At 72.1% G+C, this 13,946-nt stretch carries 9 protein-coding genes; 6 read left to right on the top strand and 3 right to left on the bottom strand.

All coding sequences use genetic code 11. The features are described from left to right. Positions 1 to 207: 207 nt before the first annotated feature. Positions 208 to 627, top strand: a complete 420-nt coding sequence (locus VM636_RS10970; protein WP_030422770.1) for a hypothetical protein — start codon at positions 208 to 210, stop codon at positions 625 to 627. A gap of 279 nt (positions 628 to 906) precedes the next feature. On the opposite strand, the gene VM636_RS10975 is transcribed toward VM636_RS10970, so the two are convergent. Both VM636_RS10975 and VM636_RS10980 read right to left on the bottom strand, forming a co-directional pair. After that, positions 907 to 1,083 carry a hypothetical protein gene (locus VM636_RS10975; RefSeq protein WP_030422771.1) on the bottom strand — a complete coding sequence of 59 codons (177 nt, stop codon included), beginning with the start codon at positions 1,081 to 1,083 and terminating at the stop codon, positions 907 to 909. A 291-nt stretch (positions 1,084 to 1,374) separates the two neighbouring features. Next, on the bottom strand, positions 1,375 to 3,207 hold the full coding sequence (locus tag VM636_RS10980) for a phosphoenolpyruvate carboxykinase (GTP) (protein WP_030422772.1): 1,833 nt from the start codon (positions 3,205 to 3,207) through the stop codon (positions 1,375 to 1,377). Positions 3,208 to 3,699: 492 nt separating this feature from the next. On the opposite strand from VM636_RS10980, the gene VM636_RS10985 reads away from it, so the two are divergent. From VM636_RS10985 to VM636_RS10995, 3 genes are all read left to right on the top strand, one after another. After that, positions 3,700 to 4,413, top strand: a complete 714-nt coding sequence (locus VM636_RS10985) for a hemolysin III family protein (RefSeq protein WP_030422773.1) — start codon at positions 3,700 to 3,702, stop codon at positions 4,411 to 4,413. Between the two features lie 188 nt (positions 4,414 to 4,601). Continuing rightward, on the top strand, positions 4,602 to 5,246 hold the full coding sequence (locus tag VM636_RS10990) for a TetR family transcriptional regulator (protein WP_078856231.1): 645 nt from the start codon (positions 4,602 to 4,604) through the stop codon (positions 5,244 to 5,246). Between the two features lie 34 nt (positions 5,247 to 5,280). Further along, positions 5,281 to 6,009 (top strand): Mut7-C RNAse domain-containing protein, encoded by a 729-nt coding sequence (locus VM636_RS10995; RefSeq protein ID WP_030422775.1) that lies wholly within the window; start codon positions 5,281 to 5,283, stop codon positions 6,007 to 6,009. A 211-nt stretch (positions 6,010 to 6,220) separates the two neighbouring features. Here the strand turns inward: VM636_RS10995 and VM636_RS11000 are convergent, their stop codons facing one another. Continuing rightward, the gene (locus tag VM636_RS11000) at positions 6,221 to 8,257 is read right to left on the bottom strand and encodes a thioredoxin domain-containing protein (protein ID WP_053914464.1); all 2,037 of its coding nucleotides are present in this window, start codon (positions 8,255 to 8,257) and stop codon (positions 6,221 to 6,223) included. 827 nt (positions 8,258 to 9,084) lie between these two features. Between VM636_RS11000 and cas3 the strand changes: the two genes are divergently transcribed. Together cas3 and casA are read left to right on the top strand one after the other, a co-directional pair. After that, positions 9,085 to 12,003 (top strand): CRISPR-associated helicase Cas3', encoded by a 2,919-nt coding sequence (cas3, locus tag VM636_RS11005; protein WP_234340481.1) that lies wholly within the window; start codon positions 9,085 to 9,087, stop codon positions 12,001 to 12,003. Positions 12,004 to 12,290: 287 nt separating this feature from the next. Further along, entirely contained in the window at positions 12,291 to 13,928 is a 1,638-nt protein-coding gene (casA, locus tag VM636_RS11010) for a type I-E CRISPR-associated protein Cse1/CasA (protein ID WP_234340480.1), read from the top strand. Positions 13,929 to 13,946: the final 18 nt, after the last annotated feature.

Here is a 13,946-nt window from a genome sequence, read left to right on the forward strand (position 1 = left end):
CGCCCGGCGGTCCGGCCCGCCCTCCGGCCGGCCCCGTCACCCGCCCGCCATCGCCCCGGTCCCGGCCGTCCCGTTCCCCGCCCGCCGGCCGTCCGGACCCACGCCCGGTCACGACCCGTGTGAACACGATCCTTCTTTGTGAACGACTCAACTTTAGAATCAATCCAAGCTAGGATGGTGTCCTGTAAGCAGTCAGGAGGCCGTCCCATGTACGAACCGATCCGCGCCAAGTCGGTCCACAGCACGGTGGCCGGCGCCCCTTCCTACCCCCACCGCTCCCGCGAGGAAGAGCTGGACATCCAGCTCGCGGGCCATCTCTCGGCCCTGCTCGCCACCATGGACGACCTGCGCGCGCTGGACCCCTCGGACGAGCTGGACACCGCGGCGGAGCAGCTCGCCGCGCAGGTGGCCCGGCTGCGGTCGGGGCAGGCTCCGGTCCGGATGCCGGCCACCGGCGACCGGCCCGAACCGTGCCGGACCGCCCTGCACCGGCGGGCGCACGCCCTGGCGGGCCGCGCCCTGGTGGTGGCGGCCTCCCGGGCCGACACGGCGGTCGCCATCCTGGCCGCCGAGCGGATGGACGCCCACGCCGCCGCGCTCGGACCGCGCGAACTGGCGTCCCACTGAGCGGTACCGCCGAGCCCGCCCCGCCGGGCCCCTCCGGACGGCCCCGGTCCGCGCGCACCCGCAGCGACGCGCGGACCGGGCGCCACACACCCGCGGCCGGGCCGTCCCCACGGGGGGCGGCCCGGCCGGCGCGTCCACGACCCGGGTGTCCCCGGCGACCCTGGGGCCTCTCGTTTTGGATCACGCCGGGCTCGCGGCGCCCGGCACCGGACCCCGCTCCCTGATCCGGTCTGATCCGGCCCGATCCAGCCCGATCCGGCCTGATCCAAACGGAAGACGCTAGCCGAACATCACCGTGAAGATCACGAACAGCACGAGGATGCCGATCACGATGGCCCACACGGGCCAGTTGCCCCGCTGGTGCGGGTCCTCCGGTCCACCGCCGCGGGGACGGTCCTCCTCCAGGGACGGGTTCTCGGGCCGGTCACGCGAGTAGAAGTCACCGCCGTCTGCCATGGCGCACCTCTTCTCCTTGGCTGGCCCCCGGGTACCCACCCGCGGAAGCACGCATTCCCCCACGGCCGGACCCCCGGGCGGGGCCGGCCCGCGACCGGCCCCGGGAACGCGGAAGGGCCGGGTCCCCCGCACGTCTTTGGACGGGGGACCCGGCCCGAACGGGGTGGCTCCCCCGTGCTCCGGGTGGTTCGAGCTACTGGAGCGGAGGGGAGACCCCCTCGCGGCCGGCCTTCGTGACGACTTCGCGGGTCAGGGCTAGTCGGACCGGCCGCGGAGCGGGAGGGGCGGGACTCAGCCCAGGCGGCGTACCAGCTCGCGGTACTGGTCCCACAGCTCGGCGGGCGTGTGGTCGCCGAAGGTGTTGAGGTGCTCGGGAACCAGGGCGGCCTCCTCGCGCCAGACCTCCTTGTCGACGCTGAGCAGGAACTCCAGGTCGGCGTCGGCCAGGTCGAGGCCGTCGGTGTCGAGGGAGTCCTTGGACGGCAGGATGCCGATCGGGGTCTCGACGCCCTCCGCCCGGCCCTCCAGGCGCTCCACGATCCACTTCAGGACGCGGCCGTTCTCGCCGAAGCCGGGCCAGACGAACCGGCCGGAGTCGTCCTTGCGGAACCAGTTGACGTAGTAGATCTTGGGCAGCTTGGCCTGGTCCTTGCCCTTGGCCACGTCGATCCAGTGGCCCATGTAGTCGCCCATGTTGTAGCCGCAGAAGGGCAGCATGGCGAAGGGGTCGCGGCGCAGTTCGCCGACCTTGCCCTCGGCGGCGGCGGTCTTCTCGGAGGCCACGTTGGCGCCGAGGAAGACGCCGTGGTTCCAGTCGAAGGACTCGGTCACCAGCGGCACGGCGGTGGCGCGGCGCCCGCCGAAGAGGATCGCGGAGATCGGCACGCCCTTGGGGTCCTCCCACTCCGGCGCGATGATCGGGCACTGCGCGGCGGGCGTGGTGAAACGGGCGTTGGGGTGGGCGGCGGGCGTACCGGACTCGGGCGTCCAGGAGTTGCCCTTCCAGTCGGTGAGGTGGGCCGGGACCTCCTCGGTCATCCCCTCCCACCACACGTCGCCGTCGTCGGTGAGGGCGACGTTGGTGAAGACGGAGTTGCCCCACAGGGTCTTCATGGCGTTGGCGTTGGTGTCCTCGCCGGTGCCGGGGGCGACGCCGAAGAAGCCCGCCTCGGGGTTGATCGCGTAGAGGCGGCCGTCCTCGCCGAAGCGCATCCAGGCGATGTCGTCGCCGATGGTCTCCACCGTCCAGCCGGAGATCGTGGGCTCCAGCATGGCGAGGTTGGTCTTGCCGCAGGCCGACGGGAAGGCGGCGGCGACGTACTTGGCCTCGCCCTGCGGCGGGGTCAGCTTGAGGATGAGCATGTGCTCGGCGAGCCAGCCCTCGTCGCGGGCCATGACGGAGGCGATGCGCAGGGCGTAGCACTTCTTGCCGAGCAGGGCGTTGCCGCCGTAGCCGGAGCCGTAGGACCAGATCTCGCGGTCCTCGGGGAAGTGCGAGATGTACTTGGTCTGGTTGCAGGGCCACGGCACGTCCGCCTGGCCGGGCTCCAGCGGGGCGCCGAGCGTGTGGACGGCCTTGACGAAGAAGCCGTCGTCGCCGAGTTCGTCGAGGACGGGCTGTCCCATGCGGGTCATGGTGCGCATGGAGACGGCGACGTAGGCGGAGTCGGTGATCTCCACGCCGAGCGCGGAGAGCGGCGAGCCGAGCGGGCCCATGCAGAACGGGACGACGTACATGGTCCGGCCGCGCATCGCGCCGCGGAACAGGCCGCCCCGACCCTCGGTGCCCTGGAAGACCTCCCGCATCTCGGCGGGGTCCTTCCAGTGGTTGGTCGGGCCGGCGTCCTCCTCCTTCGCGGAGCAGATGAAGGTCCGGTCCTCGACGCGGGCGACGTCGGTCGGGTCGGAGGCCGCGTAGTACGAGTTCGGGCGCTTGACGGGGTCCAGTTTGCGGAAGGTGCCCTTCTCCACCAGCTCCTCGCACAGGCGCTCGTACTCGGCCTCCGAGCCGTCGCACCAGACCACGCGGTCGGGCTGGGTCAGTTCGGCGATCTCGTTGACCCACGAGATCAGGGCCTGGTGCCGGGTGGGGAGGGCGGGGGGAGCCGCGATGTCGCGCGCCACGATTGCTCCTAGTCGAGGGGTTTTTTGTTGGAGGCCCCGTGGGGGCTGCGACCCGGATGCGGCGTATGAGGGGCTGCGTCGCTCATCCGGTGCCGACCGCACTCATTTGATCATCCGCGTCTCGCGCCCATATGTCCAGAGGGCTTCACACCTGAGCGGGGTGAGGATCGCCACGTACCTCGGACGACGGCCGGAAATCTTTGCGTACGCGTGGATTCCGCCTGAAACTCCTTTTACCCGCGGCGGCGTGTCGCGCGCGGTGCCACGGAACGGGGCCGGAGCGGACCCGCCGGACGAGGGCGGCGGGAGTCACGGGGCGAAGGCCGGCGGAGGCACGCGGCGGGTCGAGCCGAGCCACGCGGCCGGGTGGACGGGCGGCCGGGTGGCGGCCGGGGAGAGGGGCGCCGAACCGGCGTGAGACGATGACCACTCCGCGTTCGTCATACCACCGTACTGACATGTAACTTACGGTTCCGTAGGTACGATGCGCCCATGACTGCGTCCGCCTTCGAGGCGCGAGGGGGCACGCCGGACGCCGGCCACGGCCCTGTCGCGCTCTCCCTGCCCCACCAGGTCAAACCCAAGCTGCGCGGCTGGCTGCACCTGGGCATGTTCCCGGCCGTCCTCGTCGCCGGTCTGGTGCTCACCGCCCTGGCCGACTCGACCCGCGGGCGGATCGCCTGCGGCGTCTACGTCCTGACTGCCTGTCTGCTGTTCGGGGTCAGCGCGCTCTACCACCGGGGCGACTGGGGCCCGCGCATGGGCGGCGTACTGCGCCGGCTCGACCACGCCAACATCTTCCTGATCATCGCGGGCACCTACACGCCGCTGACGATCCTGCTGCTGCCCGGCGCCAAAGGGCAGTGGCTGCTGTGGGGCATCTGGGCCGCCGCGGCGGCGGGCATCGTCTTCCGCGTCTTCTGGGTCGGCGCCCCGCGCTGGCTCTACACGCCCTGCTACATCGCGATGGGCTGGGCCGCGGTCTTCTTCCTCCCCGAGTTCCTGCGCGCCGGCGGCATCGCCGTCCTCGTCCTGGTCGTCGTCGGCGGTCTCCTCTACAGCGCGGGCGGCGTCGTCTACGGCATCAAGCGGCCCAACCCGTCACCGCGCTGGTTCGGCTTCCACGAGGTGTTCCACTCCTTCACCCTGGCCGCCTTCATCACCCACTACGTGGGCATCTCCCTGGTCGCCTACCAGCACGGCTGACCCCGCACCGCTCCTCGCCCGCCCCGGGCCACGGCCGCCCGCCGTGGCCCTTTCCCACGCGCCCGCCCGCCGCGCCGGCAGGCGGGCCCGCTGCCGGGAAGGACGGCGCACGGGGCGCGGCGGGGCGGCCGGGGCGTGCAAGGGGGGCGCCGTCGCGGCCGTGGCCACGCCCCCTCGGATGCCCGACAATGACCCGTATGACGGCCGCCCGCTCCCCCCACTCCCCCGCCGCGCGCCCCCGGCCCGGCCTGCGGGAACGCAAGAAGACCCGGACCCGCGAGGCGATCCGCGCCGCCACCTACGGACTGGTCGGCGAACAGGGCTACACCGCCACCACCGTCGAGCAGATAGCCGACCGCGCCGAGGTCTCGCCCTCCACCGTCTTCCGCTACTTCCCCACCAAGGAGGACATCGTCCTCACGGACGAGTACGACGCGGTCCTGCCGGACCTCTTCCGGGCCCGGCCCGCCGACGAGCCCTGGCTCGACTCGCTGCGCGCCGTCCTGCGCGAGGCGATCGGCACCGGTCTGCGCGAGGAGCCCGAGGTGACCCGGCTGCGCACCCGCCTCATGTCCGAGGTGCCCGCCGTACGGTCCCGCATGGTGGAGAGCATGTCGGCCACCGGCCGCCTGCTCGCCGGCGCCGTCGCCGAACGCACCGGGCTGCCGCCGGACGGCCTAGAGATCCGCTTCCTCACCGCGTCCCTGCTCGGCGGTCTGCTGGAGGTCTCCCGCTACTGGGCCGAGCACGGCCACCGCGACGACCCCGCCGCCCTGGTCGACCGGGCCCTGGACGTCGTCCGCGACGGCCTGCCGCCCGCCGGAGAAGCCTGAGGACGCGCCGCGCGCCCCGTGGCATCCTGACCGCATGAACGGTCCGGAGATCGACGTCGAGTTCGCCCCCGCGCTGCACGTGTTCGTCCCCCGCGCCCGCGCCACCGGCACGGTCCGCACCGCGACCGACGGCGTCTCCACCCTCGGCCACCTCGTCGAGTCCCTGGGCGTCCCGCTGACCGAGGTCGGCGCGCTCCTCGTGGACGGCCGCCCGGTGGAGCCCGGACACGTGCCCTCCGGCGGCGAGTCGGTCGGCGTGCGGCCCGTCGGGCACCCCCAGCACGTGCCGGGCGCCCCGCTGCGCTTCCTGCTCGACGTGCACCTGGGCACCCTCGCCCGCCGCCTGCGCCTGCTCGGCGTCGACACGGCCTACGAGTCCGCCGACCCCGGCGATCCGGCGCTCGCCGCGCGGTCCGCCGCGGAGCGCCGGGTCCTGCTCAGCCGCGACCGGGGCCTGCTGCGCCGCCGCGAGCTGTGGGCCGGCGCGTACGTCTACGGCCACCGCCCCGACGACCAGCTCGACGAGGTCCTGGAGCGCTTCCGTCCCGTGCTGCGCCCCTGGACCCGGTGCACCGCCTGCAACGGCGTGCTGCGCGAGGCCACCAAGGCGGAGGTCGCCGACCAGCTCGAAGGCGGCACCGAACGCACCTACGACGTGTTCGCGCGGTGCGCCGCCTGCGGACGCGCCTACTGGAAAGGCGCGCACCACGACCAGTTGGAGGCCATCGTGTCCCGCGCGACGGAGCGCGCGGGCCGGGACTGAGGCCCGGCCCCGCCACGACGGCACCGGCCGGATCCCCGGGTGACGGCGTTCGGCGCGGCTCGTGCCCACCACTCCGGCCGGTTCCGTGGCCACGCCCCGGGCCGGTTCCGTGGCCACGCCTCGGGCCCGGTTCGAGGCCGGTGCGCGGCCCGGTGCGCGGATGCCCCTCAGCCGCCGCGCATGGGCCCCCCAGGGCCGGGGCCCCGGTTGCCTACGCCTCCGGCGCCGTGAGCGTGTCCCGGAGCCGCTCCGGGTCGGTCGTCGGCGCGTCGCAGGTGAAGCCCCGGCAGACGTACGCCGCCGCCCGGCCGCCGACCAGCGGTCGCCCGGCGAGCAGCGGGAACTCCCCAGCGCCCTCGACCCCGGCGGCGACCACCGCGCCGGGCGCGGTGCCCAGCAGGGCCGTGCGGTGCAGCCCGCGGGCGGCGGCGTCGGCCGGGCCGGGCCCCACGACGGCCACCTCGCGCGGACCGTCGAGCAGCGCCTCGGCGACGGCGAGGCCCCAGCCGATGAAGCGGGGGACGCGCGGGCCGAGCGCGGTCACCACGCCGAGGGCCCGTTCGGCGGCGGTGCGGTGGGGCTCGGAGCCGGTGTGGGCGGCGTAGGAGAGCAGGGCGCCCGCGGCGGCGGTCCAGCCGGAGGGGGTGGCGTTGTCCGTCGGGTCCTGGGGGCGGCGGATCAGCCGCTCGGCGTCGGCGGCCGTGTCGTGGAGGGCCCCCGTCCCGTCGGTGAAACGGGTGAGGACGTGGTCGAGGAGGAGCCCCGCGAAGTCCAGCCAGACGCCCTCCCCGGTGACGGAGGCGAGCGCGAGGAAGCCCTCCGCGACGTCGGCGTAGTCCTCCAGGACCCCGGCGTTGGCGCCCGTCCGGCCGTCCCTGCTGGTACGGACGAGACGGCCGTGCTCGTCGAGGTGCACCCGGACGAGCAGGTCGGCGGCGGCCACGGCGGCGTCGACGAGGTCGGGGCGCTCGAAGTAGGCGCCCGTCTCGGCGAGGGCGGCGACGGCGAGGCCGTTCCAGGCGGCGACGACCTTGTCGTCCCGGCCGGGGCGGGGCCGCTCGGCCCGCGCGGCGAGCATCCGCTCCCGTACCGAGGCGATCCGCTCGGCGTCGAACACACCTTCCCGCTGCGGGAGTTGCAGCACGGACGCGCCGTTCTCGAAGGTGCCCTCCGCGGTCACGCCGAAGTGGGCGGCGGCCAGCCGGGCGTCCTCGTCGCCGAGCACCGCGCGCAATTGCTCCGGCGTCCACACGTAGTAGGCGCCCTCGACGTGCCGGCCGGTGCCGTCGTCACTGTCGGCGTCCAGGGCGGAGGCGAACCCGCCCTCGGCGGTGCGCAGTTCGCGGACCATGAAGTCGGCGGTGTCCAGCGCGACCCGGCGGGCGTGCGCGGAGCCGGTGGAACGCCACAGGTGCGCGTAGACCCGGCACAGCAGCGCGTTGTCGTACAGCATCTTCTCAAAGTGCGGCACGACCCAGTCGCGGTCCACGGAGTACCGGGCGAAACCGCCGCCGAGCTGGTCGTACAGCCCGCCGCGCGCCATCCGCTCACAGGTGTCCCGCGCCATCTGCAGGGCGCCCTCGGCACCGGTGCGGGCGTGGTGGCGCAGCAGGAACTCCACCACCATGGACGGCGGGAACTTCGGCGCCCCGCCGAATCCGCCGCGCGCCGCGTCGTACTCCCGGGTCAGCCCGAGCAGCGCCTGCCCCAGCTCGGCCGGTCCGGGCGCCCCCGTGCCGCCGTAGTCGATCTCCCGGCCCGCCAGGTCGCGCACGATCCTGGCGGCGACGTCGGTGACCTCGTCGCGCCGCTCCGCCCACGCCTGCCGGACCCCCTCCAGCACCTGCCGGAAGGAGGGCATGCCGTGCCGGGGCTCGGGCGGGAAGTACGTACCGAAGTAGAAGGGCTCGGCGTCCGGGGTGAGGAAGACGGTCATGGGCCAGCCGCCCTGCCCGGTCGCGGCCTGCACCGCCTCCATGTACACGGCGTCGACGTCGGGCCGCTCCTCACGGTCCACCTTGACGGCGACGAAGTGCGAGTTCAGCACCCGCGCGGTGACCTCGTCCTCGAACGACTCCCGCGCCATCACGTGGCACCAGTGACACGCCGAGTAGCCGACGGACAGCAGCACGGGCACGTCACGCCGCCGCGCCTCTTGCATCGCCTCCTCTCCCCATGGCCACCAGTCCACTGGATTGGAGGCGTGCTGGAGGAGATAGGGCGACTGGGAGTTGGCCAGTCGATTCATGCCGCCATCGTTGCACGATCCGGCCTGGGCAGTGGGCTTCCTACGCCCGCAGCAGCGGCGCTGGCCGGTACCGTTCCTGACTTCGTCCGGCCACGGTGACGGTCTGGAGCCTCCTGGCGGAGCTCGGGTGAGCCCGGCCGGCCGGGGTGAGTGTCGCCCGGCGCGGCGAGGCAATCGCCCGTGACGTTCAGTGTCGTCCTTGGCCAAGAGGACGTTTGCTCTCCGCCGTGACCTTGGAGAAGTTCGTGGTTCCCGAAGTGGAGAACGGGGGCCTCCCCGTCGATCAGGCAGCGGCGATGTCTCGGTGGCGTGCTCGATACCGGGTGCTCTGAGCATCTTCGGACCGGCCTCCGTAGCGCGCGTCCTCCGCGCGAGCCGGACAGGAACGCGTCGGTGCTGAGGCCGGGGACCGCAGGGGGTCCCCTCGCAAGTCGGCGGTCACTCCGCCGTCCATGAGTACGAAGCGCGCCATGTCACCTCCGGGAATGGCGTCCGCGTGAAGAGGGGCGGTCCTTCTTGTTGACCCACGGCTTCGCCGTCCTGCCGCTGGTCTTGTCCGGGCTGCATGACCGCGAGGTTTCCGGGTTGTGGTGGCGCCCTGCAAGGCCGGTCCGCTCGTGGGGACGTGAGTGTCACGTAGGAGGCCCGGGGCGTCGATACCCTCGCCGGCCCTGCGCAGGGATGCTCACGGTGGTCGCTGTGGGTTGTCAGGCGGCCAGGGAGAACCGTATGCGGCCGATGGGTTCTCGCCTTCCGCCGGACCTCGCTGTCAGAGGCTCGTGCTGGAGTAAGGGGGGTGAACGTCTGCGGCGGCGCGGGAGGCCGTGGTGGTTGATGATCGTTTGTGGGGCAAGGCCAAGGGTCTCGACCGGCCCTATCCGTTGATGGGGCATCTCGTGGATACGGCCGTGGTGGCCGGGGTGTTGTGGGACGAGGTGCTGCAGGCGGGGCAGCGCGAGCGGATCGCGGTGGCGCTGGGTTTAGGGGTGAGGGATGCCCGGCAGGTGGTGATGCTCTGGGCGGGGCTGCACGACATCGGAAAGATCATGCCGGTATTCCAGGACGCGGCCCGTGATGAGCATCCGGGCCACTGCGGCTTCCTGGAAGAGCCGCGCTACAGACACGACCGGAGCAGGGACAGTCGGATCGGTCGGGTCGGCCACGAGTACGCCACGGCCAGGGCGGTTCCGGGACTGCTCGGCGGGCTCGGCTATCCCGAGGACGGTATGGCCGAGTACCAGCTTCGTTGTCAGGTGGGGCAGATCCTCGGCGGGCACCACGGACGCTATCCCCTCGGTATCGAGGAGGACGAGTTGGAGGTGACCGACGGCGGCGTGGTGGAGCTGGGCATTGGCGCCTGGGCGCAGGAACGGTGCGAACACCTCGCGTTACTGAGGGATCTACTGGGGGAGCCGGTTGTCCCACAGGTCGAAGCGGTTCCCGTGGCGAGTGCGGTGGTGATCGCGGGGCTCGTGATCGTCGCCGACTGGCTGGCCAGTCAGGAGCATGTGGTGGAGGGGCGGCTGACCGAGTGGTTCAGACGTCCGGAGCCGGGTAGGCCCGAAGCCGTGCGGGCTCATGCCGCTGAGATGAGCGCGCTCGCGCCCGGCATCGTCGCGGACGCCGGGCTGGGCCGCGCCGTCTTCCACTCACGTGACTTCGCTGGGCAGTTCCCGGAGATCACCCATCCACACCCGTTGCAGCGCAGTGTCGAACAAGGTCTGCGGGACAAGGTCGTGGGGCCGGGGATCCTGCTGGTGACGGCGCCCACCGGGGAGGGGAAGACCGAGGTCGCACTGCATGCCGCGACGCTGATGGGAAATGCCGTCGGCGGTAGCGGTGTGTTCTTCGCCCTGCCGACCCAGGCGACGGCGAACCAGATGTACGAGCGCGTCCGAGGTTACGCGCTGCGGAATCTGACGGACAGCGCGCAGATCACGCTCACCCACCGGGACGCGGACCTCAACGAGCGGTATCAGCCGGCGGACGAGGACGGCGGGGCGCAAGAAGCGGACACCCCGGAGTCGCGTGTCCTGACGCATGACGCCGACCGCGGAGGCGGCACCGGAGGCGACGGCGTATCGGTGGAGGCGAGCCGATGGCTGCGGCAGCGTTGGCGTGGCCTGCTCGCACCGATCTCGGTCGGCACCATCGACCAGGCCCTTATGGGTGTACTGCCCTTGCGGTACAACGCGCTGCGGCACGTGGGTCTGGCCGGCAAGACGGTCGTGGTCGACGAGGCGCACTCCTACGACGCCTTCACTCACGCGTTGCTGCTACGCCTGCTGAACTGGCTCGGCGCGATGGGCGTACCGGTCGTCCTGTTGTCCGCCACGCTGACCGGTGGGACGGCGCGCGGCCTCGTCCGCGCGTATCTGACAGGCGCCGGCCACAGCCACTCGGCCGAGGTGCCGACACCGGGCTACCCGGGGTGGCTGTATGCGGACGGACGGACCGGCGCGTTCCTCACACCCTCGGCGCCGGTCGGCACGGTGCGGTCCCGTGAACTCGACATCGCGGTCCGGCGGATCACACACACCTACGATTCATCCGTTCCCGACGGCCGACTGGGCGTTCTGTACGAAGAGTTGGAGCAGGTCGCGCGATCAGGGGGATGCGCCGCCGTCATCTGCACGACGGTCGGCGAGGCCCAGGACACATACGCAGCCCTGCGTGAACACCTCACAGACATCCACGGCCCCGGGTACACCGGCTGGGACGATCGGGCGAGCGGCACGGGTGGAGCGCCGGGCAAGGGCACGCTGCTGCGCTTGCTGCACTCCCGCTTCCCGGCCTTCCGCCGTGCGGAGCTGACCGCCGAGGCGGAAACCTGGTTTGGCCGCGGAGACAAGAAGGGCACCCGTCGACCACCGCTCCCCCGCGGCGCGATCCTCGTCGCCACACAGGTCATCGAACAGTCGCTCGACCTCGACTTCGACCTCGTCCTCTCCGACTTGGCCCCCATGGCCCAACTGCTACAGCGCGCCGGCCGCGTGTGGCGGCACGCCGCGACTCCGCGACCCGGCTGGGCTGTCGGCCCCCGCCTCGTCGTGTTGGCATCCCCGGCCGACGGGACAACGGAAGCGCCGAGGAGCTGGGGGGATGTCTACTCGGATGCTCTCTTGCAGCGCACCGAGGAACTACTGACCGCACGGCTGGGGGCGACGGTCGCGATTCCCGGAGATGTCCAAACCCTCGTGGACGGTGTCTACGACGAGGAGTTCCGCTCGCGCAGCCCTGAAGAACTCCTGAGGCGTGACATCGACCGGATGGGCGACGACATGGCCCGCCAGGGGCTCGCGAACCTGGTCATGATCCCCCCGCCCTCTCTGGCCGACCTGCACGGCCTGACCATCAGCGAGGCGGACGCCGACCTCATCTCCACCCGCCTCGGTGCGGAGTCTGTCGAACTCCTGCCGGTCTACGAGGACGCGGACAATCGTCGCTGGCTGGACGAAGCCTGCGCGATTCCGCTGCCCCCACGCGGCAGCGGACGAGACGGCCGGTTCACCCGTGCCGAGGTCCGCACCATCCTCAGCCTCGCCGTGCCCTACCGCCACGGCACATGGCGTGCTGCGTGCACAGCCGAACACCGTCCCCCGAAGGCCTGGCGGAAGGAACCACGCCTGGCCCGCCTCGTACTCCTCCCCCACCACGTGACGGACCAGGGCACCCACGGCTCCGGCTTCGGTGACCTCAACCTCAGGGTGGACCACGCACTGGGTCTTCGCGCGGAGAAGGAGTGAGAGTTGGACCGTTTCGTGAACGCCACCCAGCGCCTTCCGCTACTGTCTTGATGGGTGGTCAGGAGATCCGGCTCCTGACCACCCGCCCGATGCTCGGGGCGCACTGCGACCGACCTACGTGCTTCCCCGGTATCGGGCCACCCCCGCTCGCGCGGGGAAGACGCCGGCCCCTTGGGCTGAACGCCACCGAGCGCCGGTCCACCTCCGCCTTCGCGGAGCCCCATCACCGTATGCCACACCGAGCGCGTCGCCTCTCCGCCGCCTCTTCCCGAGAAAGCCAGAACTCATTGTCCGATCCACCCGACCCCCGTTTCGACGTCTGCGCCCGCCCCTGGGTCCCGGTTCGCACCGATGACCGTGTCATCGCGGTGGGCCTGCGTGAACTTCTCGTACGGGCACACGAGTTCTCCGCGCTGGCCGTGCCCCTGCCTCCGGCAGCCGCCGGGCTGATGCGGATGTTGTACGCGCTGGCGGCCCGGATCGCCGGGCTCGACACCTGTGACGACCCGAAGACGTGGAACAAGAAGCGCCACGACCTGCTGTCCCGGCCAGTCGGATTCCCGGCCGAGGCGGTTGACCGCTACCTCGGCTCACACCGCTCACGCCTGTTTCTCTTCGATCCTCAACGCCCGTTTCTGCAAGATCCGCGCCTGGCGGAAGAGTCGCCGTCGCGCTCAGGCGTGAACAAGCTGGTCATGGCCCGGCCTTCCGGAAACAACCCTGTCTTCCTCGGCCACTTCACGGACGCCGCCCCGGTCCCACTGCCGCCGGAGGAAGCGCTGCTCCACCTGATCGCGCAGTTGTACTACGGGCCGTCCGGCCAGTGCACTCCCCGTACGGTCGAGGGTAAGCGGTACGGCAATGCCATGGGCGGGCCACTTCGGCGGACGATCTCGTTCCATCCACAGGGACGAACGCTGTACGAGTCGTTGTTGCTGGGCATTCCGAAGCCTGCGCACTGGCCCCAGGCCGAGGAGGGGGCGGGCTCGGACGGTTGCCCGTGGGAGCGAAGGGAACTCCTCGACCCGCTCGCCCCTCCGCGACCGGCGACCGGGCCCCTGTCCATGCTGACGGAGCGACACCAGCACGCGATCCTGCTGACCCCGGACGAGCAGGGCACGGCCGTCACGGATGCCGTGATCACCTGGGCACTGCGCGAGAAGCGCCCGGACAGCGGGAAGGAGCCGTACCTGATCTGGGACGAGGCCAAGGACGGCACCGTCCGCCCCCGGGACGCGAGCACGGAACGCGCCCTCTGGCGCGACCTCGACGCGCTCATCCTCCTGCACCGTACCGAGCCGCCCGGCCGCAGGCCGCCGGTGATCGACGGGCTCACAGGCGGCCTGCCGGCCGCGATCCGCAAGGCACTGCACATCACCGCCTACGGCTTCGACCAGGACGGGCAGACCCGCGACCGCAGTTACTTCTCCGCCACCACCCCTCCCGTCCTCCACAAGCTCCTCTCTCCCGCTCCCACGGAGGCTGTCGATGCGGCGAACCGGGTCCCCGGCCCGGTGAACGACGTCACTGTCCTGGCCAACGAGGTCAAGGACGCCCGCGTCGCAGCCGAGAGGGCCGCCTCCCGGCTGCGATACGCCCTGCGCGTGGCCTGGCGGGCCTACACCAGCCCCTTCACGACCGACCAGGCAAGTGGACGCGCGACCCCGGAGGGGAAGGGGGAGGGGCCCTGGCCCGGCGAGGCACTCGCCCGCTACTGGCCCGCAGCCGAGCGGCACTTCTGGGGCGCGCTGCACACCGGCTCCTTCCCGCACCCGCAGCAGGAGTTCGGCCGACTGGCTCTCGACGCGTACGACGAGGTGACGCGTACGGTCGCCGCCACCCCGCGAGGCGCCAGAGCCCGCGAAGAGGCCCGAGGGCTCGTGCGCAGCCTGCTCAAGCCGCTCACCGGCCCCCCTTCGGCCTGACCGATCCGTCCCGTCGAC

Origin of the sequence: Streptomyces sp. SCSIO 75703 (genome assembly GCF_036607905.1) — a bacterium.
Taxonomy (GTDB): domain Bacteria; phylum Actinomycetota; class Actinomycetes; order Streptomycetales; family Streptomycetaceae; genus Streptomyces.